This is a genomic window from Amycolatopsis sp. NPDC049159, assembly GCF_040648295.1.
Lineage (GTDB): Bacteria > Actinomycetota > Actinomycetes > Mycobacteriales > Pseudonocardiaceae > Amycolatopsis > Amycolatopsis pretoriensis_A.
Genome location: NZ_JBEZDL010000009.1, coordinates 46,940 through 71,832, shown reverse-complemented (window position 1 = coordinate 71,832; position 24,893 = coordinate 46,940). Strand labels below are relative to the sequence as shown.

Genomic DNA, 24,893 nt, shown 5'->3' with positions numbered 1-24,893 from the left:
GCGGTCTCGCCGTTGCTACCCGACCACGCTCGTGAGGAAGGTGCGGACTTCGGCGGCGAGGGTGCGCATCTCCTCACCGGCCGCGTGCACGGTGGTGGTCTCGAAGCGCCACTCTTCGGCCGGCGGCCGGTCGTGGATGCCCCACGTCAGGTGGACGTGGCCGCCCGAGCGGTGTTCGGCCGAGATCGTCAGGTCGTGTTCCAGGGAATGCCAGGCGCGCGCCCCTTCCCAGCCGCGGAAGTCCTCGGCCAGCGTGGCGAGGAAGGCGTCGAGGCCGTCGCCGTCCCACGTCCGCACCCGGGTCTCGACGCTCACCCGTGTCCCGCGGGCTTTCACCAGGAAGTCGAGCGCGGGATCGTTCCCGAACGGCCTCGCCGGCTCGGACAGGAGCAGGTGGACCGGTCGTGGTCCGGGATCTCCCACGTGGACCGTCGGGCCGTCTCCGATCATTCGAGCAGGTTGGAAGCCGTGAGACTCGATGACCAACTGCCGGCTTGGCGTCGCTGGCACCCGCTAAGCGTCGTCCAGGGTTCGCAGCTCGGCCAGGTGGTCGCGCAGCCAGCGCTCGGACGTGTCCACGTGCATCAGCGCGGCGGCGGTGGCCACGGCGGGGTCGCGGCCGGCCAGCGCGTCGTAGATCGCCTGGTGCTGGGACAAGGTCTCGTGCGTGGCGCCGCGGTCGACGGTGCCGCGCCAGATCCGCGCGCGCAGCGTCCGCGAGGAGATGCCGTCCAGCAGGGCGGTCAGGGTTTCGTTGCCCGCGGCGGTGATCACCTCGCGGTGGAAGGCGGCGTCGAGCACGGTCAAGCGCTCGACGTCTTCGACCGCTTCCTGCATCGCGTCGAGCAGCTCGGCCACGGTCCGCAGCCGGTCGTCGGTGATCCGGGTGGCGGCGAGGCCGGTGGCCGCCGGTTCCAGGAGCCGCCGCACCTCGGTCAGCTCCAGCACGGTGCCGTCCTGCATGAGCGAGACCGCGTTGCCGAGGCCTTCCAGCAGCAGGCCGGGCGCGAGGCTGGTGACGTAGGTGCCGTCGCCGCGGCGCACTTCGAGGACTCGCGCCAGCGCCAGCGCCTTGACGGCTTCCCGCGTGGGACTGCGGGAAATCCCGAGTTCGGCGGCCAGCTCGTGCTCGGGCGGCAGCCGCGAACCCGCCGGGAACCGGCCGGAGCGGACGAACTCCCGGATCCGGTCGATCGCTTCGTCGGTCAGGGACCTCGCCATGGTGCTCCTCGGACAGTGCTTGGCGAGATCCTATCAGTCATGTGATGAATGATTGCGGATCGCGGCGTTGTTCGCCTTATTCGACGGATTCTCCGGCAGATGATCACCAGACGTATGATGTTCACGCTGCTGTCGTCAAATCAGGCCGGTCGGTGTCACCGCCGGGCGGCGGCCAGCCACTCCCGCAGCGCGGCCGCCTGGTCCGGGTCGGCGTCCGGCACCGGCGCGCCGCTGATCGTCGCCACCAGCGTGTGGTACTTCTTCAGCAGCTTCAGGCCGGTCGACTCGGCCGGCCACCGCGCGGCCCTGCCGTCCGGGGTGGCGTAGGCGGACTCCTGTGGGCCACGCTCCCCGGTCATGGCGGCGACGAGGTCGGCGGCGCCGTCGGTCGCGCGCTCGGCGAGCTCGCGGGCCCGCGGGGAGTCGGCGGCGACGCCGGCCTGCCGCGCCGCTCGGGCTTCGAGCAGGAGCTTCCGGTGCTCTTCGAAGCGGGCCAGCATCTCCGGCGTGGTCATCAGCCGGCCGCGATCGGCGGCGAAGGTGCGGTGGTAGAAGTCCCGCACCGACGTCCGGAAGTCCTCGTCCCGCACGAGATCGGCCAGCTCGATCCAAGCTTCGAGCTGCTCGACGTACGCGGGGTGGACGTCCAGCCCCTCGGTCACGAACTCCCAGAACGCGGCGACGAGCCGGTCCCGCTCGTCGTCGGACAGGGAGACGAGCTTGTGCAGCAGGCCGACCTGGTCCGCGGTCGTCTCCTGCCGCACGATGGTCCGCAGCACGGCGCGGCGGGCCCGGAACTGCCGCAGCCGGTCCTCCACCAGCCGCAGGTGCGCGCGGGCCAGGTCGGGCAAGGTGGTCTCCTCGGCCAGCACCCGGCGGATGTCGGCCAGCCCGGCACCGAGGTCGCGCAGGGTTCGCACGAGCTCGAGCCGGGAGATGGCCTGCACGTCGTAGCGCCGGAAACCGCCTTCGGTGCAAGCGGTGGGCGCGACGACGCCTTCGTCGGCGTAGAACCGGATCGCGCTCACGCTCAAGCCGGTGCGGTGAGCGACGTCCCCGATGGGGTACAGCTCGGTCATGACACCACTATGGGAGCTCAAGTGGCTTGAAGGTCAAGGACTCCGCTACCGGCCGGTCAGGTGGCGAACTGCCACCAGTTCACGTTGAACAGGTAGCCGCTGCCGCCGGTGAAGCGCAGCACCAGGTCCTGGGTGCCGGTGGCGCCGGTGACCGGGCAGGACACCGACGTCCACGTCTGCCAGCCGCCGGTCCCCGCGACCGTGCAGCGGCCCACGACCGTGCCGGTGGTGCTGCCCAGGCGCAGCTCGATCGTCCCGCCGGCGGCCGCGGAAGCGACTCGCGCGGTGAACGTCTTCGCGCCCGCGCCGAAGGCGACGTTGCGGACCTTGATCGAGTCGCCGTTTTCGAGCCACCCGACGTCCATACCGCCTTCGGCAGCCGGTTCGGTTTCGATGCCGGAGCCCCAGGCGATCGTCTCCGCCTCCTGCCGGGTGTACGGGTTCAGCGTGTCGGCCGGTGGCGGCCCGGCGCCGGTCATGGTGATCGCCGGGATGCTGCCGTCGGCGTTGTAGGCGAACTTCTCCACCGCCACCGAGCGGGTGTAGCCGCCCCCGCCGGGGAGGGCGCCGTTGTGGTAGAAGAAGTACGAGCCGCCCTTGAAGTCCACCAGCCCCGGGTGGTTGGTGAAGCTGCTGCCCTGCGTCGGCATCACCGTGCCCCGGTAGGTCCACGGACCGGTGGGGCCGGGCGAGGTGGAGTAGCCGATGAACTCCGAGCAGCACTTGGCCGCGAACACGTTGTAGTACAAGCCGTTGCGCTTGAAGACCCACGGGCCTTCCTCGTACAGCGTCGGGCGGCTGGCGTTGCCGGTCCGCGTGCCGAACCCGGCCGTGGTGAGCGGGATCTGCGTGGGACCGCTCGAGATCGACGTCATGTCGGCGTTCAGGCGCACGTACCAGAGGTTGGGGTTGCCCCAGTACAGGTACGCCTGGCCGGTGTCGTCGATGAACACCGTGGGGTCGATTTCGCCGTTCTCGACGAGCGGGTGGCCGAGCGCGTCGCGGAACGGCCCGGTGGGGCTGTCCGCGACGCCGACGCCGATGGCCATCCGGCCGGTGGCGCGGTCGACCACCGGGACGTACCAGTAGAACTTGCCGTTGCGCTCGACGGCCTGCCCGGCCCAGGCGTCCTGCTTCGCCCAGCTGAACGTCGCCAGGCTCATCGGCGAGCCGTGGTCGGTCCAGTTGACCATGTCGGCGGACGACCAGACGCGCCAGTCCTTCATGGTGAAGTACGTGGAGCCGTCCTCGTCGTGCCCGGTGTAGAGGTAGACCCGGCCGTTGTGCACCAGCGGCGCCGGATCCGCCGTGTAGATGTGCTGCACGATCGGGTTGTCCGCCCGGGCGGCGCCGGGCAGGACGGCGACGGTGGCGACGACGGCGGTCGCCCCGGCGAGCAGGCGGGTCAGGCGGCGGCGCACGTGGACGTCACCCCTTCGGCGCTGCCGGTGCCCTGGAAGCCGAACTCGGTGGACTGCCCGGCCGCGACGGTGCCGTTGTAGCCGACGTTGGCCCACGTGACGGTGCCCGACGTGCCGCTGTTGCCCGCGCTCCACGAGCTGGTGACGGCGGCACCGGACGGCAGGACCGTCGTCACGCGCCAGCCGGTCAGGCCGGCGGCGCCCGCGGTGACCTTGACGGTCGCGACGAAGCCGCCGTTCCAGGAGTTCAGGGAAACCGACGCGCTGCAGCTGCCCGGGACCGGTGTGGTCGTGGTCGTGGTGGGCGTCGTCGGGGTGGTCGGGGTCGTCGGCGTGGTGGTCACGGTCGGGCCGCCGGCGTTCAGTGCGTCGAGAACGCTGTTGTACGCGGCTTTTTTGTTGCCGTTGTTGTCGAAGAGCAGCGGGTTCTGGCCGGTGCGCCACGAGTCGCTGTCGCGGATGCCCCAGACCGTGATGCCGGCGCAGCGCGAGACGGCGAGGCAGGCGCGGGTGACCGTGCCGTAGACCGCGGCCTGGTTGGAACCGGAGATGTCCAGCTCGGTGATCTGGACCTCGACGCCGAGGTCGGCGAACCGCTGCAGGTTGGCCTGGTAGTCACCGGGCGCGGAGTTGGTCAGGTGGGACTGGAAGCCGACGCAGTCGATCGGGACGCCGCGGGACTTGAAGTCGCGGACCATGTTGTACACACCGGTGCTCTTCGCGTTGACGCCGTCGGTGTTGTAGTCGTTGTAGCAGAGCTTCGCGCCCGGGTCGGCGGCGCGCGCGGCGCGGAAGGCGGCTTCGATCCAGTCGTTGCCGGTGCGCTGCAGGTTGGAGTCGCGCCGCCCGCCGCCGCCACCGTCGGCGAACGCCTCGTTGACGACGTCCCACGCGTACACCTTGCCCTTGTAGTGGGTGGCGACCTGGGTGACGTGGTTGAGCGCGGCCTGGCGCAGGTCCGAGCCGCTCAGGCCCTGGGCCCAGCCCGGTTGCTGCTGGTGCCACAGCAACGCGTGCCCGCGCACCCGCTTGCCGTTGCCGACCGCCTGGTTGAGGATGCGGTCGCCGCCGCTGTAGTTGAACTGCCCGCGGTTGGGCTCGGTGGCGTCCCACTTCATCTCGTTTTCCGGCGTGACCATGGTGAACTCCCGGTTCAGGAGGTTCACGTAGGTCGAGTCGCCGAGCTTCCCGGCCGAGACGGCGGTGCCGAAGTACCGGCCGGTCTGGGCGGCCGACGCACCGAGCGTCGTGGCCGCGCCGGCGGAGGTGGCCAGCGCCAGCGAAATCCCGAGTGACGCCGCGAGCAGCGCCGAGGCGAGTGCCGCGCGGGACAGGGACCGCGATGTCAGCTTCATGGTGGGCTCTTCCTGGGGAGCACCTGGGGTGGGCCAGGCGGGGGTGGGCAGGACGCGGGGTCGGCTGGGCTGTTATCGCTAACACCTTCGGCTCAGCCTGAGCTTCCGGCCGGACGGGTGTCAATCACCGCGGCCGGGGCGCCGGGAGGCCGGGCGCCGGTCCGGACGGGCGCGCACTTCAGGGCGCGATCGTGCGTCCACGACGGACAGTCCGGCCGTGAAAGTTGCATGCGCGGCAACGCCGGGCCCGCCCGGGCCGAGAGGTCCGGTCCGCGTCTCCGGGCGTGAAGCTCCCCCGAACGCACCAAGACAGGACGTGATGTTAGCGCTAACGTCATCGTGCCCTCCCGACCGCAGTGTGGCTGAACGGAGATTCCGGTGACCTCGTCCTTCACCCGCCGGCAATGGCTGCGCGCCGCCGGCGCCGCCGCGATCGCTTCCGCCGCCGGACCCGCCGTCGGAGGCGCTTTCGCCGACGCCGCGGCCGCTCCGGCCCGCGCGGCGGCGGCCGGGGCGGCCGCGTCCCCCTTCGGCCTCGGCCAGGTGCGCCTGACCGCGAGCCGGTGGCTGGACAACCAGCAGCGGACGCAGAACTACCTGCGGTTCGTCGACGCCGACCGGCTGCTGTACAACTTCCGGGCCAACCACCGCCTGTCCACCGGCGGCGCCGCCGCCAACGGCGGCTGGGACGCGCCGGACTTCCCGTTCCGCAGCCACGTCCAGGGCCACTTCCTGACGGCCTGGGCGCAGCTCTGGGCGGTGGCCGGCGACACCGTCTGCCGGGACAAGGCCACGTACGTGGTGGCCGAGCTGGCCAAGTGCCAGGCGGCCAACGGGTCCGCCGGGTTCGCCGCCGGCTACCTGTCGGGCTTCCCCGAGTCCGACTTCGACAACCTCGAGGCCGGCCGCCTGTCGAACGGCAACGTGCCGTACTACTGCATCCACAAGACCATGGCCGGCCTGCTCGACGTGTGGCGGTACTGCGGGAGCACCCAGGCCCGCGATGTGCTGCTGAACCTGGCCGGGTGGGTCGACCGGCGGACCGCCCGGCTCGACCAGAGCCGGATGCAGTCGGTGCTCGGCACCGAGTTCGGCGGCATGAACGCCGTGCTGACCGACCTTTCGCTGGACACCGGTGACACGCGGTGGCTGGCCGTCGCGCAGCGGTTCGACCACGCCGCCGTGTTCGATCCGCTGGCGGCGGGCCGCGACCAGCTCGCCGGGCTGCACGCCAACACCCAGATCCCCAAGTGGATCGGCGCCGCGCGGGAGTACCAGGCCACGGGCACCACCCGCTACCGGGACATCGCCACCAACGCGTGGGCCATCACCGTCGGCGCGCACACCTACGCCATCGGCGGCAACAGCCAGGCCGAGCACTTCCGCGCGCCCGGCGCGATCGCCGCGTACCTGAACCAGGACACGTGCGAGAGCTGCAACACCTACAACATGCTGAAGCTGACGAGGGAACTGATCACGCTCTACCCGGACCGAGCCGACCTGGCCGACTACTACGAGCGGGCACTGCTCAACCAGATGATCGGCCAGCAGAACCCCGCCGACAGCCACGGGCACGTCACCTACTTCAGCTCGCTGAACCCGGGTGGCCGGCGCGGGCTCGGCCCGGCGTGGGGCGGCGGCACGTGGAGCACCGACTACACCTCGTTCTGGTGCTGCCAGGGCAGCGGGCTGGAGACCCAGACCAAGCTCTCCGACTCGATCTACTTCCGCGCCGGCACGACGCTGATCGTCAACCAGTTCCTGCCCTCGGTGCTCACCTGGACCGAGCGCGGCATCACCGTCACCCAGACGACGTCCTTCCCGGCCGGCGACACGACCACCCTGACGGTCACCGGGACCGTGAGCGGAACCTGGGACCTGCGCCTCCGCATCCCGGGCTGGACCAGCGGGGCGAGCATCGCCGTCAACGGAGTGACGCAGAACGTCGCCACCACCCCCGGCAGCTACGCGACCGTGACCCGGTCCTGGGCGACCGGCGACACGGTCACCGTCCGGCTGCCGATGAAGGTCGTGCTGCGGCAGGCCAACGACAACGCGAACGTCTCGGCGATCACCTACGGACCGGTCGTCCTGGCCGGCAACTACGGCACCGGCACGCTCAGCGGCCTGCCCGCCCTCGATCCGGGCTCGGTCACCCGGACCAGCGGCAGCGCGCTCACCTTCAGCGCCAAGGCCAACGGTGCCACCGTGGGCCTGGTGCCCTTCTACGACGCACAGGGCTTCAACTACACGGTCTACTGGAAAACCGGCGGGTCGGCGACCTACCGGTTGGTCAACGCGGGCAGCGGGCTGCTGCTGGGCATCGAGAACATGTCCACCGCCGACGGCGGCCGCGCCCTGCAGTGGACCGACAACGGCACGGCGGACCACGAATGGGAAGTCGTCACCGACGGGACGGCCGTCCGGTTCCGCAACGTCAACAGCGGCAAGGTGCTCGGCGTCCGTGACATGTCCACAGTGGACAGCGCCCAGGTCCTGCAGTGGGCGGACAACGGCACGGCCGACCACCGGTGGACGGTCGCCGACCAGGGCGACGGCACGGCGAAGATCCGCAACGTCAACAGCGGCAAGCTGCTGACCGTCGCGGGCGGCTCGACCGCCGCGGGCGCGTTCGCCGTCCAGGGACCCGACAACGGCGCCGCCGCGACCCGGTGGCGCCTCGTGCGCACCGGCTGATCCTGGCGACCTCGCCGGGTCAGCGTAGGGACCGTTGCTGGTTTGGTTGTCCGCTGTAGGTTCAGAGGATTAGTGCGGTGTTGTTGGTCGTGTCTTGTCTGGTCGCGTCGAGGCACAGTCCGGGTTGGGCTCCTGTGGTGGTGTCGTTCGTGGTGGGCTCGTTGGTGGGTGTCGGGTCAGCGTAGGGACCATTGCTGGTTTGGTTGCCCGTTGCAGGTTCAGAGGATTAGTGCGGTGTTGTTGGTCGTGTCTTGTTTGGTCGCGTCGAGGCACAGTCTGGGTTGGGCTCCTGTGGTGGTGCTGTTCGTGGTGGGCTCGTTGGTGGGTGTCGGGTCAGCGTAGGGACCATTGCTGGTTTGGTTGTCCGCTGCAGGTTCAGAGGATTAGTGCGGTGTTGTTGGTCGTGTCTTGTTTGGTCGCGTCGAGGCACAGTCTGGGTTGGGCTCCTGTGGTGGTGCTGTTCGTGGTGGGCTCGTTGGTGGGTGTCGGGTCAGCGTAGGGACCATTGCTGGTTTGGTTGTCCGCTGCAGGTTCAGAGGATTAGTGCGGTGTTGTTGGTCGTGTCTTGTCTGGTCGCGTCGAGGCACAGTCCGGGTTGGGCCCCCGTGATCGTGCCGTTCGCGGTGGGTGCCGGATCAGCGCAGGGACCACTGCTGGTTCGGTTGCCCGCCGCAGGTCCACAGGATCAGTGCGGTGCCGTTGGTCGTGCCTTGCCCGGTCGCGTCGAGGCACAGCCCGGACTGGACCCCCGTGATCGTGCCGTTCGCGGCGACCGTCCACTGCTGGTTGGCTTGGCCGTGGCAGGCCCAGACGATCACCGGGGTGCCGTTCGCCGTGCCGTGGCCGGATGCGTCGAGGCACTTCGAGCCCGCGACGACCAGCTGCCCGCCGGCCGGGGTCCACGCCTGGCCGGTCTGCCCGCCGCAGTCCTGCAGCCGCACCGGGGTGCCGTCGGCCGCGCTGCCGGCGTCCGCGCAGCGGCCCGATTGCGCGCCGACGATCTGCCGCGCACCGCTGGTGCCCGGGGAGCCGATGCTGCCGGCCACGGACCGCAGCGCGGCGAACCAGGCGGCGGCCATCTTGTCGTAGCCGGCCGCCGTGGGGTGGATGCCGTCGACCAGGTCGGCGGCGGTCAGCGCCGCGTGCATGTCGACCAGGTGCACGTGCTTGCCGGTGTTCTGCTTCGCCTGCACGATCCCCGGGATGGCGGAGTTGAAGGTGCGCGCCGCGGACTCCTGGCCCGCGTTGGCGAGCGGGATGATCGTCGCGACGAAGACCTCGGCGTCCGGCGCCGTCGCCGTGATGTGGTCGACCAGCGCGGACAGCCGGGCGGGCGCACGGGTGACGTCGTAGTTCTGCAGGACGTCGTTGGTGCCGATGTGCAGCAGGACCGTGTGCGGGGTGCTCGTCCGCAGCCAGCCGGTGACGTTCGCGTCGATCTGGTCGATGCGCCACCCGGGGTGGCCTTCGTGGTCGTGGTCGCCGAGGGCGGCCGGGCCGTTGTACTGCGAGCCGGTGAAGTCGACCTGGTAGCCGCCCGCCGCGAGCCGCTGCCAGAGGCCGATCCGGTAGCCGCCGGGCACCTGCGTGCCTTCGGTGATCGAGTCGCCGAGCGGCATCACCCGGGTCCCGCCGTTCGACTCGGCGGCGGCCGGGCCGCCCGGGAGGAACGCGCTCAGGAACAAGGCCGTCACGGCCGCGAAAACCCGGATCTTCATGATTCTCCTCGAGTCAGCCGAAGGTCCACTTCTGACCGGCCTGGCCGGTGCACGTCCACAGCCGGACGGCCGTGCCGTTCGCGGTGCCGCCGTCGGTCACGTCCAGGCACAGCCCGGACTGGACGCCGGTGATCGTGCCGTTCGCGGTCGCCTGCCAGCGCTGGTTGGCCCCGCCGTTGCAGGTCCAGCTGACGACCTTGGTGCCCGGCGTGGTGCCCTGGCCGGAGGCGTCCAGGCAGCGGGTGCCGCCGAAGGTGGTGAGCTCGCCGGCGGCGGTCCGGGCCCACGACTGGTTGCCGCCGCCGGTGCAGTCCCAGAGCTGCACCCGCGCGCCGGGTGTGGTGCTCGCGCCGTCGACGTCCAGGCACTTGCCGAGCGCGCGCACCGGGCCCGCGGCCGGGCCGGTGGTGCCGGTGCCCGCGGCGGCGATGACCTGCTGGGCGCCGGACGGCCAGTTCGTGCCGCTGACCTGGACGTTGCCGGTCAGGACGTTGTTGTGGGGCGAACCGGTGGCCACCTGGGTGGCGCCGCCGTTGTACCAGTTGCCGCCGAAGGTGCTGTCGTTGGTGTTGTTGGTGCCGCTCGCGTTGGTGAAGGCCCAGACCCCGGAGTCCTGGATCACGTTGGCCGACAGCGTCACGTAGCGGGAGCCCTCGTCGAGGTACAGCCCGACCGTGCGGTTGTTGTCGAAGACGTGGTTGTGGTCGACGGAGCTGCCCGGGTCGGCCGACAGGTGGTAGATGCTGCCACCGTCGTGCATCAGCTTCTTCGTGCCGTGCACGCGGTTGTAGCTGATGACGGTGTCCCGCAACGTCGTCGGCGTCGAGTACACCGGCTGGTAGTCGTACAGGCCGCGGTTGCGGTAGTCCTGGCTGCCGCCCGGGTCGTTGGCGCCCCAGCCCCAGCCGACGTCGATCCCGTCGTAGGTCAGGTCCGCCACGTCGTTGTGCGTGATGACGGTGTGCGTCGCGTAGGTCGAGAGGATGCCGGCCATTTCGCGGTAGTCCAAGGCGACGCGGGACACCGTGTTGTACGACAGCGTGACGTCGCGGTTCGTCATCGCGGCGTTCGCCGGGTGGTGCGCGTCGGGGCGCACGCCGCCGACGACGATGCCGCCGCCCGAGACCTCGGTGAAGGTGTTGTGGTCCACGGTGATCGACGACGCGCCGAGCCCGGTCCCGGCGGCGTGCGCGTTCGCGTCGTTGCCGATGCCCAGCGCGACCTGCCCGAGGTGGGTGAAGGTGTTGCCGCTGAACGTGATCCCCGTGGCGGCCGAGACCTGGACGGCGGCGGGCACCTGCGCCCAGCCGTTGCGGGCGCCCTCGAACTGCTTGCAGCCCGACTGGCACGAGGTCAGGAAGTCGCCCGGCATCGGCGCCGCGGCCGGGAGGAACGTGCCGGTCTGCTGGTTCGCGTACCCGGCAGGCGTGCTCGGCCCGAGCCAGGTGGTGTGCTCGAAGTGCAGGCCCTGGAACGCGATGCCCCGCACCGGGTCGTCGTAGCTGCCGCCGAGCTGCAGCAGCGACGTCAGCCGCGGCAGCTCGACGTCGTGGCTGCCGGGCACCCAGCCACCCGGTGCCTTGTAGTAGAGCTTCCCGGCCGCCGGGTCCAGGTACCACTGGCCGGTGTTCTTGAGGAACGAGTACGAGATCTCGAGGAACAGCTGGCCGCCGCCGAAGGGCTTCGCGAGGGTGTCGTAGCCCCAGTTGTTGTTGTTCCACGCGGGTTGCTGCATGACGATCGAGATGCCGCTGATGTGGTCGACGGGGGAGTACCGGTCGGTGAACGAGTTCTGGCTCTCCACCTCGATCCGGTTCTGCCGGGGCAGCGTGGCCAGGTAGTTCAGCGCGGAGTTGGTGATGGTCAGGCCGGACGTCGTGACCTGCACGTCGCTGCGCGAGACCGGGATCGACGCGCGCGGCGCCAGCGCGCCGTCCACGAACAGCTGGCGGGAATCGGCGCCGGCCGGCACGGCCGCCACCCAGATGTTCTGGCTCGCGTCCTGCACGCTCCAGCCGGTGACCTGCGTGCCGCCGGACAGGACCGGCGTCTGGCCGGGCGCGGCCTGCCAGGTGACGGTGTGGCCGTTCCGGCCGGAGTCGGCGCTGGTGAACGAAAGCGGGGCGGCCAGGCGGTAGGTGCCGCCGGCGAGCTGGACGACGACGTCGTTGCCCGCCGACTGGGCGCGGGCCAGCTGCTGGGCCTTCGCCGGGGTCGCGACGGGCCGGTCGGGCGTGCCCGGGCCGGTGTCGTCGCCGCCCGGCGCGACGGCGATGGTGACGGCCGCGGCGCGGGCGGGCGGCGCGGCGAACGCCGTCACCACGAGGGCGGCGGCGAGCGCGGCGGCCAGGGATCCGGTGCGCGGCGGCATGGTGGGTACCTCTCCGGGGAGTTGATGTGTCCGACTCATTCGAAGCCGGGATGCGGGCCAGGTCAATTCCCTGGCTCTTTTCGAAGGCTTCAACTGCGGGAACACATGTAAGTTTCACGGGGTTTCGCGGGAATTGACCGGACGGCGGGGCCGCGAGGTACAGTCACCCTCCAGCACCCGGTGAGTCATACTCATCGGGTGACCCGCAACGAGGAAGCCGCACCGTACCGGCCCGGGTACGAGGTCGTGGCCGAGCAGCTGCTGCACCTGATCGCCGAGCTGCGGTTGCGGCCCGGTGACCGGATGCCGACCGAGGTCGAGCTGGCGGCGCGGATGGGAACCAGCCGGACCGTGGTGCGGGAGGCCGTCAAGATCCTCTCGGCGATCGGCCGGGTGCGCGCGCACAAGGGACGTGGGCTGTATGTGTCGGACGACGAAGGCATGCTCGGCGCTTCCCGCTGGGGCGGCTCCTTCCTGCCCGCCGACCTCGACCACGTGTACTCGCTCTTCGAGTTCCGCCGGGTCCAGGAAACCGCGGCCTGCCGGCTGGCGGCGACCCACGCCACCCCGGCGGAGCTGCGTGCGATCGAGGCCGCCGCCGAGACCTGCCGCCAGGGGCACCTGACCGGGCAGGCCGCGTTGTTCGACCGCGGCGACGACGACTTCCACCTGCGCGTCGCCACGGCGTCGCACAACCAGTTCCTCGTCGCGGCCGTGCGCGAAGCCCGCGGCCTGCAACGCCAGACGAACGTCATCGGGATGTCCGGCTCGGTCGGCGGGCACGCTCCGGGCGCGATCGAGGAGCACGCCGCCATCCACCGGGCGATCCGCGACGGCGAACCGGACGCCGCGGCCCGGGCCATCGCCGTCCACCTCGACAACACGCTGGCGGACTACCGCCGGGAGATCCAGCGGCGTCTCTTCGGCCGGTGAGCGCACCCCGCCGAACACCGTCCTTTGTGGACTCGTGCTGCCTTCACGCCGGTGGAATCCGTTGCGGGTGAGTAAGTTTCACCCCGCATTGACCTTTGCGGCCGGCCGCTTCTATCTTGGCTCATGTCCGTTCGGTCGGTGATCGGGCGAACGCACAGCGCGCACCCCGCGCGTTCCCTGCACTCCTGAGAAGGAGCACCCGTGACGATGCTGTCTCGCTCGCTCCGCGCGGCTGTCCTGCTCGCGGCACTGGTCCTGGGGCTCGTGGCACCCGTGTCCGCCGCGCCCGCGGCGGCCTTCAAGGTCCTGGTGTTCTCGAAGACCACCGGCTTCCGGCACGACTCCATCCCGGCGGGGATCGCCGCGATCCGGCAGCTGGGCCAGCAGAACGACTTCGCGGTCGACGCCACCGAAGACGACGCGCAGTTCACCGACGCCACCCTGGCCCAGTACGCCGCCGTCGTCTTCCTGTCCACGACCGGCGACCCGGTCGGCACACAGGCCGGCAAGGACGCGTTCCGCCGCTACATCCAGCACGGCGGCGGGTTCGCCGGCATCCACGCGGCGTCGGACAGCGGGTACGACTGGGCCTGGTACGGCCAGCTCGTCGGCGCCTACTTCAAGCAGCACCCCGCCCAGCAGAACGCGCTGGTGAAGGTGGAAGACCCGAACCACCCGTCCACGCAGGGGCTGCCCGCGCAGTACACCCGGTACGACGAGTGGTACGACTTCCGCGCCGACCCGCGCCCGTCCGTGCACGTACTGACCACTGTGGACGAATCCAGCTACACGGGCGCCACGATGGGCGCGGACCACCCGACGACCTGGTGCCACGCCTTCGACGGCGGCCGCGCCTGGTACACCGGCATGGGCCACACGATCGAAAGCTTCAGCGAACCGAACTTCCTGCACCTGCTGCTGGGCGGGATCCGCACCGCGGCCGGAGCCGCCCCCGCCGACTGCTCGGTCACCACCACGCCACCCCCGGCCGGCAAGCAGATCGCGGGCGCGCAGTCCGGCCGCTGCGTCGAGGTACCGAACTCCGCCACCACCAACGGGACGCAGGTGCAGCTGCGGGACTGCGTCGCCGGGCAGGCGAACCAGTCGTGGACCTACACCGCCGGCAAGCAGCTCGTGGTCTACGGGAACAAGTGCCTGGACGCGTCCGGCCGCGGCACGGCCAACGGCACGCAGGTGATCATCTGGGACTGCACCGGGCAACCCAACCAGCAGTGGGATGTTAACGCGAACACGATCACCGGCGTCCCGTCGAACCTCTGCCTGGACGCCTCCGGCCGCGGTACGGCCAACGGCACGAAGATCATCCTGTGGTCCTGCAGCGGCCAGGCCAACCAGCAGTGGTCCCTCCGCTGACCGTCCCTCCCCCGTCTCGAGGAGAGCTCGTCATGTCCGGATTTTCCGCGCTGCGCCGCGGCGCGCTGGCGGTGGCCGGGGTCCTGGCCGCCGCACTGGTCCCGGTGCTCACGACCCCGGTGGGCCCGGCGGCCGCGGCGGCGCTGCCGCCGGACTCGAAGTTCCAGAAGGTCACGCTGCACACCGAAACCGGCAACCCGATGGCGATGGACGTGGCGGCGGACGGGCGGGTGTTCTACATCGACCGCCTCGGTGACGTCAAAGTCGTCAAGCCCAACGGCACCGCGGTCCTCGCGACGCACCTGAACGTCTTCACGGCCAACGAGTCCGGCGGGCTCAACATCGGGCTCGACCCCGGGTTCGCCGCGAACCAGTGGGTGTACGTCTACTACTCGCCGAACAACGCCGGCAACGTCGACCGCCTGAGCCGGTTCACCGTCAGCGGCGACACGATCGACCAGTCGACCGAGAAGGTCGTGCTGGACGTGCCGGTGCAGCGCGCCGAATGCTGCCACCACGGCGCGGGCCTGGTGATCGACAAGAAGAACGGGAACCTGTGGTTGTCGCTGGGGGACAACACCAACCCGTTCGCTTCCGACGGGTACAGCCCGCTCGACCAGCGCTCGGGGCGCGCGTACTGGGACTCCGAACGCACCGCGGGCAACACCAACAGCCTGTCCGGCAAGGTCCTGCGGATCCACCCGGAGACCAACGGCACCTACACGATCCCCTCCGGCAACCTGTTCGCCCCCGGCACCGCGAACACCCGCCCGGAGATCTACACGATGGGCGAGCGCAACCCGTTCCGGATGGGCCTCGATCCCAAGACCGGCTACCCCCTCGTGGCCAACTACGGTCCCGACGCGCCCAACGCCAGTTCCACCCGCGGCCCGCAGAACACCGTCGAGTGGGACGTCGTCAGCAAGCCCGGCAACGCCGGCTGGCCGTTCTGCGTCGGCCCGAACCTGGCCTACAACCAGTACAACTTCGCCACCGGCGCGTCCGGCGCGCAGTTCGACTGCGCCGGCGGCCCCACCAACAGCTCGCCCAACAACACCGGCCTGACCAAGCTGCCGCCCGCGATCCCGGCCCAGGTCTACTACCACTACCAGGCCGACCCGGCGCACTTCCCGCAGCTGTCCGGCGGCGCGCCGATGGCCGGCCCGGTCTACCGGTTCGACCCGAACCTCGCCTCCACCCGCAAGTGGCCGGTGGACTTCGACGGCCGCGCGGTCTTCGCCGAGTGGAACACCAGCGCGATGTACACCTTCCAGCTCGACGGGAACGGCACGAACGTCACCTCGATCGACCCGCTGCTGCCGTCGGTGAAGTTCAACCGGCCGATGGACTTCAAGTTCGGCGCGGACGGCGCGCTCTACGTCATCGAGTGGGGGACCGGGTACGGCGGCGGCAACAGCGACGCGTCGATCGACCGGGTCGACTACCTCGGCGGCGGCTCGGCCGCGCCGGTCGCGAAGGCCACCGCGGACCGCACCAGCGGCCCGGCCCCGCTCACCGTGAACTTCAGCAGCGCCGGCTCGGCCGATCCCGGCGGGTCCGCGTTGCGCTATTCGTGGAACTTCGGTGACGGCACCACCTCGACCGCGGCGAACCCGGGGCACACCTACGCCGCCGGCAACTACACCGCGGTGCTCACCGTGACCAACTCGGCGGGCGCCACCGGGACCGCGAGCGTCACCGTCACCGCGGGGAACACGGCACCGACCCTCACCTTCACCACGCCACCGAGCGGCGGGGTGTTCGACTGGGGTGACAAGGTGAACGTCGCCGTCACGGTCACCGACCCCGAAGACGGGGCGGTCGACTGCGGGCAGGTGACCGTCCAGGCCTACCTCGGCCACGACGAGCACGGCCACCCGCTCGACCAGTACCACGGCTGCACCGCCTCGATCCAGACCACGCTTTCGTCCGGGCACAGCGAGAACGACAACATCTTCTACGTCCTCGAGGCGTCCTACACCGACAAGGGCGGGTCCGGCGGCGCCAACCCGATCACCGGTCGCGCGCAGGTGGTCCTGCAGCCCAAGCACAAGCAGGCGGAGTTCTACACCGCCACCGGCCGCACCGCCGACGGGAAGGGCACCGACACCGCGGGCGTCACCGTGGAGGCCGCCACCGACCCGATGGGCGGCGGCAGCAGCGCGGCGTTCATCCAGGACGGCGACTGGTGGTCGGTCGACCCGCTCGCGCTGAACGGCGTCACCGGCCTCGAGGTCCGGGCGTCCTCGGGCGGGTCCGGCGGCACGCTGGAGGTGCACCGCAACGCCCCGGACGGCGCGCTGGTCGCCTCGGTGCCGATCACCGGGACCGGGGGCTGGCAGAACTGGCAGGACTTCGCCGTCGGCCTGGCCAACCCCCCGGCCGGCACGGGAACGCTGTACTTCGTCGCCCGCAACCCCGCAGGCCAGTCCGGAGCCGCGTACCTGTTCAACGTCAACTGGATCCACTACACCGGCGCCGGGGTCGGCCTGCCGGGTACCCCGCCGCCGTCGGGGAAGCAGATAGTCGGCACGCAGTCGGGCCGGTGCGTGGAGGTGCCGAACTCCTCGACGGCGAACGGCACCCAGGTCCAGCTGCGCGACTGCGGCAGCCAGGCCGCCAACCAGCAGTGGACCCCGACGAGCGGGAAGCAGCTGACGGTCTACGGGAACAAGTGCCTCGACGCGTCCGGCAAGGGCACCGCCAACGGCACGCAGGTGATCATCTGGGACTGCACCGGCCAGCCGAACCAGCAGTGGAACGTCAACGCGAACGGCACCATCACCGGTGTCCAGTCGGGGTTGTGCGTGGACGCGAACGCCCAGGGCACGGCGAACGGCACGAAGATCATCCTCTGGTCCTGCGGTACCCAGGCCGCCAATCAGCAGTGGAGCCTCCGATGAGACACGTGATCCGCGCCCTGCTCGCGACGCTGCTCTTGCTGCCCCTGACGGTGGCGCTGACCGCCGGTCCGGCGTCGGCCGCCGCGTTGACCCGCGTGACCGGCTTCGGCGCCAACCCGACCAACCTCGGCATGTACCTCTACGTGCCCGACAAGCCGGCGGCCAAGCCGGCGCTGCTCGTGCTCGTGCACTACTGCAGCGGTTCGGCGGGCGCGATCTTCAACGGCAACGGGCACGACTACGCGACGGCGGCCGACCGGTACGGCTACCTCGTCGTCGTACCCGAAGCGACGCGTGACGGGCACTGCTTCGACGTCTCCACGAAGGCGGGCCTGACCCGCGACGGCGGCAGCGACTCCACCGGCATCATGGCGATGGTCGCCTGGACCCGCCAGCACTACAACGTGGACCCGGGCCGGATCGTGGTCAGCGGCTTCTCATCGGGAGCCATGATGACGAACGTCCTCGCCGCCGAGTACCCGGACGTCTTCTCCGCCGCTTCCGCGTTCTCCGGCGTGCCGGCCGGGTGCTTCGCGACCACCGACGGTTCGCTGTGGAACAGCCAGTGCGCGGGCGGGAACGTCGTCAAGTCCGCGCAGCAGTGGGCCGATCAGGCCCACGCGATGTACCCCGGCTACTCCGGCGGCTACCCGAGGATGCAGCTGTGGCACGGGAACCAGGACACCACCCTGGCGTACCCGAACTACGGCGAAGAGATCAAGCAGTGGACCGCCCTGCGCGGGCTGAGCCAGACGCCGTCCGCCACCGACCACCCGCAGTCGTCGTGGACGCGGAACCGCTACGGCGGCACCGGCACCCAGCCCCCGGTCGAGGGCATCACCATCGCGGGCACCGGGCACACCCTGCCGCAGAACGGGATGCTCGCGTACGCGATCTCCTTCCTCGGCCTCGACAGCACGGGTGGGAGCGCACCCACCGGGAGCCCGGTGCGGTCGGTCGCGGCCGGGCGGTGCCTGGACGTACCCGGCCAGTCGGCCACGCAGGGGACGCGGCTGCAGCTGTGGGACTGCCACGGCGGCGCGAACCAGTCGTGGACGGCCACCGCGGCCGGGGAACTGACCGTCTACTCCGGCGACACCCTCCGCTGCCTGGACGCCGAAGGCGGCGGGACCAGCGCCGGCACGGCCGCGATCATCTGGGCGTGCCACGGCGGGGCGAACCAGAAGTGGCAGGTCAACGCGGACGGCACGATCACCGCGCCGCAATCGGGGCTCTGCCTCGAAGCAGCCTCGACCGCGAACGGCGCCGCCGTGCGGCTGGGGACCTGCACCCACGCCACGAACCAGCAGTGGACCCGGACCTGATCGGCGTCCCCTGTGACGAGAAAGGAGCTCGCGCGATGGTGAAGTTCAGACGTCTGTTCGCGTCCGCCGCGATCGGGGCGCTGGTGGCGATGTCCGGGGCGGGGACCGCGCAAGCCGCCGCCCCCGCCGCGGGCACCGCGGGCTGCGGAGCCGCCCCCGGGCTGGCGAGCGGCAGCCACACGATCTCCAGCGGCGGCCAGAACCGCAGCTACATCCTGCGGGTCCCCGCGAACTACGACAGCACCCACGCCTACCGGCTGTTCGTCGGGCTCCACTGGCGCGGCGGCACGGCCAACGACGTCGACTCGGGTGGGACCGACGGCTACAACTGGTCCTACTACGGGCTCCGGCGGCTCGCCGACACCGCGGGCAACAACACGATCTTCGTGGCGCCGCAGGGCAACGGCAACGGCTGGGCCAACCCCGGCGGCCAGGACGTCACGTTCGTCGACGACCTGCTGAGGCAGCTCGAAAGCGCGCTGTGCGTCGACACCTCCCAGGTCTTCGCCGGCGGGTTCAGCTACGGCGGCGCGATGAGCTACGGGCTCGCCTGCGCCCGGCCCGCCGTCTTCCGCGCGGTCGCCGTCTACTCCGGGGCGAACCTCAGCGGGTGCGCCGGCGGCACGCAGCCCGTCGCCTACATCGGGATGCACGGCATCGGCGACAACGTCCTGCCGATCGCGTCCGGCCGCTCACTGCGCGACCAGTTCGTCCGGAACAACGGCTGCACCGCGCAGAACCCGCCGGAGCCCTCGAGCGGCAGCCACACCCACATCGTCACGGCCTACTCCGGCTGCCGGGCCGGGTACCCGGTGGTCTGGGCCGCCTTCGACGGCGGCCACGACCCCGGCCCGCGGGACGGGTGCACCTGCAGCGGCTGGCAGACCTGGACGTCCGGCGAGGTCTGGAAGTTCATCACCCAGTTCGACTCGTCGACCCCGCCGTCCGGGGCACCGGTCCAGGTCGGCGTGAACTACACCCTCGCGGCCGAGCACAGCGGCAAGCTCCTGGACATCAGCGGCGTCTCCACCGCGGCCGGCGCGCTGCTGCAGCAGTGGCCGGCGACCGGCGGCCAGAACCAGCAGTTCGACTTCCTCGACTCCGGCGACGGCTACTACCGCATCCGCGCCCGCCACAGCGGCCTGGTCCTGCAGGTGGCGAGTTCGGCCACCGGCGCCGACATCAGCCAGCAGCCGGACTCCGGCGCCGCCGCCCAGCAGTGGCGGGTGACCGACCAGGGCGGGGGCGTGGTCGGCCTGGTCAACCGGCTGAGCGGCCTCGCGATGGACGTGTGGGGAGCCTCGACCGCCGACGGCGCCCGGATTTCCCAGTGGACGCCGTCGGGCGGCGCCAACCAGCGGTTCCGGGTTCAGCGCACCTGAGGCACCCGGCGATATCCTCGAGCGAGCCCGCGAAGACAACGACGTCTTGGGAGAGCCACCGTGTCCATCGCCGAGTCACCCGAATTCCGTCCGACCCTGGCCGACGTCGCGCGAGCGGCGGGGGTGTCCACCGCCACCGCGTCCCGCGTGCTCAACGGCTTTCCCCGGGTCCGGCCGAAAACGCGCAAGCAGGTCGAGTCCGCGATGTCGGCGCTCGGCTACGCCCGCCAGCGGGCCGCGCGAGGGGCGGCGGGACCGACCGGATCGGTCGCGCTGGTCGTGTGCGAAGAGGTCCTGCGGCTGTTCGCCGACCCGTTCTTCGCCCGCATCGCCGCGGGTGCGGGGCGGGAGCTGACCGCGGCGGGGCTGCAGCTGGTGCTGCTGACCGTGCCCGCGACGGAGGACTACCAGGCGCCGGTGGTGCGCTACCTCGACGGCGGTCACGTCGACGGGGCGCTCGTCGTCGGGATGCACGGGCGCCGCCCGCTCGACCTGGGCTGGCTCGGGATCCCGGTGGTGTTCGGCGGCCGTCCGGTGTGCGCGGGGGAGCCGGGCCGGTTCTCCTACGTCGACGTGGACAACCGCGGCGGCGCCGAGCGGGCGACCCAGCGGCTCCTCGACGCGGGGCGGCGGTCGGTGGCGACGATCGCCGGGCCGCAGGACATGACCGCGGGCGTGGACCGGCTGCTGGGCTACCGGCAGGCCGTGGTGGGTGCCGGGCACGGTGACCGGGGGCTGGTGGTCTTCGGGGACTTCGGCCAGGCGTCCGGCCAGCAGGCGACCGCGCGCCTGCTGGAGCGCCGGCCGAACGTCGACGCCATCTTCGCGGCTTCGGACATGATGGCGGTCGGCGCGCTGCGTGCGCTGCACCGCGCCGGTCGCCGGGTACCCGCCGACGTCGCCGTCATCGGGTTCGACGACCTGCCGATCGGCCTGCGCACGGATCCGCCGCTCACCACCGTGCGCCAGCCGATCGAGGAGATGGGTGCGCGGATGACCGACGAGCTGCTCGCGATGCTCGGGGGCTCGGCCACTCCGTGTTGCGCGGTGCTGGACACCGAGCTGGTCCTGCGCGCTTCCGCTTGATTGTGTTAACGCTAACACTCAGTTGCCCCTAGGAGGATTCGTGACCACTCGAGTCAACGCGGTGCGGGCCGTACTGGTCCTGGCCGCGATGGTGGCGGCCGCGCTGACCGGCGCGACGCCGGCGTCCGCGGCCGCGACGGCGCTGACCGGTGTGGCGTCGGGCCGGTGCCTGAACGTCCAGGGCGGCGTCGACACGCCGGGCACCGCGCTGGAGATCCGGGACTGCACCGGCCAGGCGAGCCAGGCCTTCGAGTTCACCACCGCCGGTGAGCTGCGGACGCTGAACGGGACGCGGTGCGTGGACGCCTACGGCAACCGGACCGCGCCCGGGACGGCGGTGATCATCTGGTCCTGCACCGGCGGGGCGAACCAGCAGTGGCGGCAGAACTCCGACGGGACGGTCACCGGCGTCCAGTCCGGGCTGTGCCTCGACGTCACCGGGGCCGGCACGGCCAACGGCACCGCGGTCATCATCTGGACCTGCCACGGCCAGAGCAACCAGCGGTGGAGCACCGGGAGCACACCGCCCTCGGGGGCGGGCCCGTGCGACATCTACGCCTCGGGCGGGACACCGTGCGTCGCCGCGCACAGCACCGTGCGCGCGCTTTACGGCTCCTACGGCGGAAACCTGTACCAGGTCCGGCGCGCGTCCGACAACGCGACCCGCGACGTCGGCGTGGTGGCCGCGGGCGGCGCCGCCGACGCTTCGGCCCAGGATTCCTTCTGCACCGGGACTTCCTGCGTCGTCACGGTGGTCTACGACCAGTCCGGCCGGGGGAACGACCTGTGGTACCAGGGCTCGAGCGTGGTCCCCGGCTCCAGCCAGAGCAGTCCCGCGAAGGCGACCTCGGAGTCCCTGACGGTCGGCGGCCGGAAGGCGTACTCGCTCTACATCAACCCGGGCAACAGCTACTGGCGCGACGGGCACCTGACCGGCGTGCCCACCGGCAGCGCGCCCGAGGGCATGTACATGGTGACGAGCGGGACGCACGTCAACAGCGGCTGCTGCTTCGACTACGGCAACAGCGAAACGACCAGGAAGGCCGACGCCGCCGGCGCCATGGACGCGATCAACTTCGGCAAGCAGTGCTGGTTCGGCGGCTGCTCCGGCACCGGCCCGTGGGTGCAGGGCGACCTGGAGTGGGGGCTCTACCCCGGCGGCAGCCAGACGTGGAACCCGAACCAGCGGGCGTTCACGAGCAAGTTCGTCACGGCGGTGCTGAAGAACAACGGGACTTCGCGGTTCGCCCTCAAGGGCAGCGACGCCCAGTCCGGCGGTCTCACCACCCTGTGGGACGGCGGCCTCCCGAACGGGTACAGCCCGATGAAGAAGCAGGGGGCGATCGTCCTGGGCAGCGGCGGCGACTGCTGCAAGCCCGGCGGCGGCGCCAACCTCAGCGCGGGGACGTTCTACGAGGGAGCGATGGTCGCCGGCTACCCGTCCGACGCGACCGAGAACGCGGTGCAGGCCAACGTGGTCGCCGCCGGCTACCGCTGAGGGCCGCTGCACCCGCGGGGAGAGCGGGGTGGGGCCGGTCGATCGGGCGGCCGCCCCCACCCCGTCTCCGTTCCCCTGGGGTCGTGAGTGTTCAGGAGGGTGGGAACCCCTCGGGTTCTAGCGGTCGTCGCAACACCTGACACTGGAGGTGTTGCCATGACGGAAAACCGTCGACGCTGACTGCCCCGCGACGTCCGGGTGGCGTTCTGGGACCAGATCCGAGCAGGCTGGCGGCGTGATCACCAACGCGCCATCAGCCTGCTCGGGCCGCTATCTGTCCCTGGCGAACGCGAAGAAATCATGGTCCTGCACGACCGGGTCCAGCAGGACCTGACCGCCCGGTGGTCCTCGCAACAGATCGCTGCCAGGCTGATCGCCTGCCTGCGCACCGGACGCGCGATCCGCGCACCCCAGCGCACCCCCGACGGGCGCCGCACCCGCGCAGGCAAGATCACCGGGATGGTGCCGATCTCCGCCCGGCCGGCCGAGGCCGCCGACCGGGCCGTCCCGGGGCACTGGGAAGGCGACCTGATCGTCGGCAAGGACAGCCGGTCGGTCATCGGCACCCTGGTCGAGCGCACCACCGGAGCTGCGCCGGTCGCTGGCCTGGGATCAGGGCACCGAGATGGCCCGGCACGCCACGATCACGATGGCCACCGAGATGGCGATCTACTTCTGCGACCCGCATTCACCCTGGCAGCGCGGGTCGAATGAGAACACCAACGGCCTGCTGCGTCAGTACTTACGGTCGTCCTCGTAAGACGCTCGGCTGGGACACCCCAGCCGAGCGACTCAACCCGCTACTGTCTACTCAAGGGCCTGTTGCGGCAACCACTTGGAACACCCACGTTTCCCGCTCACGACCCGGCCGGTCCGGGAGGGGTCAGGCGCGGGCCCACCGCTGGTTGGCCTGCCCGTTGCAGGTCCACAGGAGCACGCGGGTCCCGTTGGCGGTGGCCGCGCCTTCGGCGTCCAGGCAGAGCCCCGACTGACCGTTGCGGATCGTCCCGTCCTGGGCGAACGTCCACTTCTGGTCGTCCTGCCCGGTGCACGGCCGGCTGAGCACGCGGGCGCCGCTGGTGGTGCCGGCGAGGCACTTGTCGCCGAACACGCGGACCTCACCGGTGTCCCAGGTGGTCCAGAGCTGGTTCGCCGCGGTCTGGCAGTCCCAGATCACCGTGCCCGCGCCGGCGGCCGTCGAGGCGTTCTCGACGTCGAGGCAGCGGTTCGATCCCGTGCCGCGCAACCGGGACGTCGTGGCGGCCCGCGGGGAACCGCCGGACACCCGGTAGGCGGCGACCCCGTGCGCCGGCACGCTCGCGCTGATCGCGCCGGTGGTCGTCGAGGTGGTGCCGGTCCACAGGTCGGTCAGGGTGAACGCGGTGCCGGACAGGCCGATCTGCGCGGCGGTCGTGCCGGCGGTCGTCGTCGCGCTCCCGCGGTTGAGCAGGCCGACCGCCACCGACCCGTCGGACAGGGGCTTGGCGAAGACCTCGACGTCGCCGTCGTCGCGCACCCGCCGGCCGCCGGCGCCGAGCCGGTCCTGGTCGACCGCCAGCAGCCGCGGGTTGCGCAGGATCGCGCCGACGTCGGCGGACATGGTGCGGATGTCGTTCCCCGCCATCAGCGGCGCGGCCATCAGGGCCCACAGGGCGAAGTGGGCCCGGGACTCGGTCAGCGACAGCCCGGGCCGGCCGACCACGAGCATGTCCGGGTCGTTCCAGTGCCCCGGACCGGCCTGCGCGGCCAGCGGAGCGGTGACGTCGAGGACGTTGCCCACACCCATCGGGTAGCTGTTGGTGTTGCCGTTCTGCCAGATGTCGAGCAGGTCTTCGGTGGTGCGCCAGAGATCGGCGACCTGGCCCCAGTCGTACTTGTCGCCGGTGATCGCGTGGTAGCTGTTGGGGTTGATGCTGTAGACGATCGGGCGGCCGGTGGCGCGCAGCGCGTCGCGCATCACGGTGAACCGGGCGACCTGCTCGTCGCGGGTCCCGGCGGGGGAGCACCAGTCGTACTTGAGGTAGTCGACACCCCACGACGCGAAGGTGCGGGCGTCCTGGGCCTCGTGGCCCGCGCTGCCGGTGGAGCCGGGGTAGGTGCCGGTCCGCTGGGCGCAGGTCCGGTCGGTCGGCACCTGGTAGATCCCGAACTTGAGGCCGCGGCTGTGGATGTAGTCGCCCAGCGCCTGCATGCCGCCGGGGAACTTCGACGGGCTGGCGCGCAGGGCACCCTGGCTGTCGCGCTGCGGGTCGAACCAGCAGTCGTCCACGACCACGTACTGGTAGCCCGCGTCCTTCATCCCCGAGGAGACCATCGCGTCGGCCGCTTGGCGGACCGCGCTTTCGCTGACCCCGCAGCCGAAGCTGTTCCAGCTGTTCCAGCCGAGCGGCGGGGTGAGCGCCGGGCTGCCGGGCGCGGCCGTGGCCGGTGGTGACCAGGCCGTGGCGGCCACCGCCACGGCGGTGAACAGGTACGCAATCCGTCGGCGCTTTCGTGCGGGCATCATCGTCCCTTTCCCGAGGGTCGTTTC

16 protein-coding genes and 1 pseudogene are annotated in these 24,893 nt (G+C 71.2%); 9 read left to right on the top strand and 8 right to left on the bottom strand.

Annotated elements, in window-relative coordinates:
- Positions 1–15: 15 nt before the first annotated feature.
- The 5 genes from AB0B33_RS18405 to AB0B33_RS18385 form a co-directional block, all read right to left on the bottom strand.
- Complete coding sequence (locus tag AB0B33_RS18405) at positions 16–450, bottom strand: DUF6228 family protein (RefSeq protein WP_360772937.1); 435 nt, start codon at positions 448–450, stop codon at positions 16–18.
- 63 nt (positions 451–513) lie between these two features.
- A complete protein-coding gene (locus AB0B33_RS18400) occupies positions 514–1,221 on the bottom strand; it encodes a FadR/GntR family transcriptional regulator (protein ID WP_247024935.1) in 708 nt (235 codons plus the stop codon).
- A 155-nt stretch (positions 1,222–1,376) separates the two neighbouring features.
- Positions 1,377–2,300 (bottom strand): MerR family transcriptional regulator, encoded by a 924-nt coding sequence (locus AB0B33_RS18395; RefSeq protein ID WP_360772934.1) that lies wholly within the window; start codon positions 2,298–2,300, stop codon positions 1,377–1,379.
- A 56-nt stretch (positions 2,301–2,356) separates the two neighbouring features.
- Positions 2,357–3,721, bottom strand: coding sequence for a glycoside hydrolase family 43 protein (locus tag AB0B33_RS18390; protein ID WP_360772932.1), 1,365 nt, complete (start codon positions 3,719–3,721; stop codon positions 2,357–2,359).
- Positions 3,706–5,076 carry an endo-1,4-beta-xylanase gene (locus AB0B33_RS18385; protein WP_247024932.1) on the bottom strand — a complete coding sequence of 457 codons (1,371 nt, stop codon included), beginning with the start codon at positions 5,074–5,076 and terminating at the stop codon, positions 3,706–3,708. The genes AB0B33_RS18390 and AB0B33_RS18385 overlap by 16 nt, the downstream gene beginning before the upstream one ends.
- A gap of 378 nt (positions 5,077–5,454) precedes the next feature.
- Between AB0B33_RS18385 and AB0B33_RS18380 the strand changes: the two genes are divergently transcribed.
- Complete coding sequence (locus AB0B33_RS18380; RefSeq protein WP_360772928.1) at positions 5,455–7,773, top strand: beta-L-arabinofuranosidase domain-containing protein; 2,319 nt, start codon at positions 5,455–5,457, stop codon at positions 7,771–7,773.
- A 635-nt stretch (positions 7,774–8,408) separates the two neighbouring features.
- Here the strand turns inward: AB0B33_RS18380 and AB0B33_RS18375 are convergent.
- Positions 8,409–9,491 carry a ricin-type beta-trefoil lectin domain protein gene (locus AB0B33_RS18375; protein ID WP_360772926.1) on the bottom strand — a complete coding sequence of 361 codons (1,083 nt, stop codon included), beginning with the start codon at positions 9,489–9,491 and terminating at the stop codon, positions 8,409–8,411.
- A gap of 13 nt (positions 9,492–9,504) precedes the next feature.
- Positions 9,505–11,862: a ricin-type beta-trefoil lectin domain protein gene (locus tag AB0B33_RS18370; RefSeq protein WP_360772923.1), complete on the bottom strand. Its 2,358-nt coding sequence runs from the start codon at positions 11,860–11,862 to the stop codon at positions 9,505–9,507.
- A 198-nt stretch (positions 11,863–12,060) separates the two neighbouring features.
- Here AB0B33_RS18370 and AB0B33_RS18365 point away from each other — a divergent pair, with 198 nt between their 5' ends.
- The 8 genes and pseudogenes from AB0B33_RS18365 to AB0B33_RS18330 all read left to right on the top strand — a co-directional run.
- Positions 12,061–12,795: a FadR/GntR family transcriptional regulator gene (locus AB0B33_RS18365; RefSeq protein WP_247024927.1), complete on the top strand. Its 735-nt coding sequence runs from the start codon at positions 12,061–12,063 to the stop codon at positions 12,793–12,795.
- A 207-nt stretch (positions 12,796–13,002) separates the two neighbouring features.
- On the top strand, positions 13,003–14,169 hold the full coding sequence (locus AB0B33_RS18360) for a ThuA domain-containing protein (protein WP_360773533.1): 1,167 nt from the start codon (positions 13,003–13,005) through the stop codon (positions 14,167–14,169).
- 32 nt (positions 14,170–14,201) lie between these two features.
- Positions 14,202–17,072: a PQQ-dependent sugar dehydrogenase gene (locus AB0B33_RS18355; protein WP_360772920.1), complete on the top strand. Its 2,871-nt coding sequence runs from the start codon at positions 14,202–14,204 to the stop codon at positions 17,070–17,072.
- The gene (locus tag AB0B33_RS18350; RefSeq protein ID WP_360772917.1) at positions 17,069–18,397 is read left to right on the top strand and encodes a PHB depolymerase family esterase; all 1,329 of its coding nucleotides are present in this window, start codon (positions 17,069–17,071) and stop codon (positions 18,395–18,397) included. Before AB0B33_RS18355 ends, AB0B33_RS18350 begins: the two co-directional genes overlap by 4 nt.
- Before the next feature lie 35 nt (positions 18,398–18,432).
- Positions 18,433–19,779, top strand: coding sequence for an RICIN domain-containing protein (locus AB0B33_RS18345; RefSeq protein WP_360772915.1), 1,347 nt, complete (start codon positions 18,433–18,435; stop codon positions 19,777–19,779).
- A gap of 60 nt (positions 19,780–19,839) precedes the next feature.
- The gene (locus tag AB0B33_RS18340; RefSeq protein WP_247024923.1) at positions 19,840–20,865 is read left to right on the top strand and encodes a LacI family DNA-binding transcriptional regulator; all 1,026 of its coding nucleotides are present in this window, start codon (positions 19,840–19,842) and stop codon (positions 20,863–20,865) included.
- 61 nt (positions 20,866–20,926) lie between these two features.
- Positions 20,927–22,363, top strand: coding sequence for an arabinofuranosidase catalytic domain-containing protein (locus AB0B33_RS18335; protein ID WP_360773530.1), 1,437 nt, complete (start codon positions 20,927–20,929; stop codon positions 22,361–22,363).
- A gap of 369 nt (positions 22,364–22,732) precedes the next feature.
- A pseudogene (locus AB0B33_RS18330) lies at positions 22,733–23,108 on the top strand (IS30 family transposase); the annotation flags it as partial.
- A 138-nt stretch (positions 23,109–23,246) separates the two neighbouring features.
- On the opposite strand, the gene AB0B33_RS18325 reads toward AB0B33_RS18330, so the two are convergent.
- Positions 23,247–24,866, bottom strand: coding sequence for a ricin-type beta-trefoil lectin domain protein (locus AB0B33_RS18325; protein ID WP_360773527.1), 1,620 nt, complete (start codon positions 24,864–24,866; stop codon positions 23,247–23,249).
- Positions 24,867–24,893: the final 27 nt, after the last annotated feature.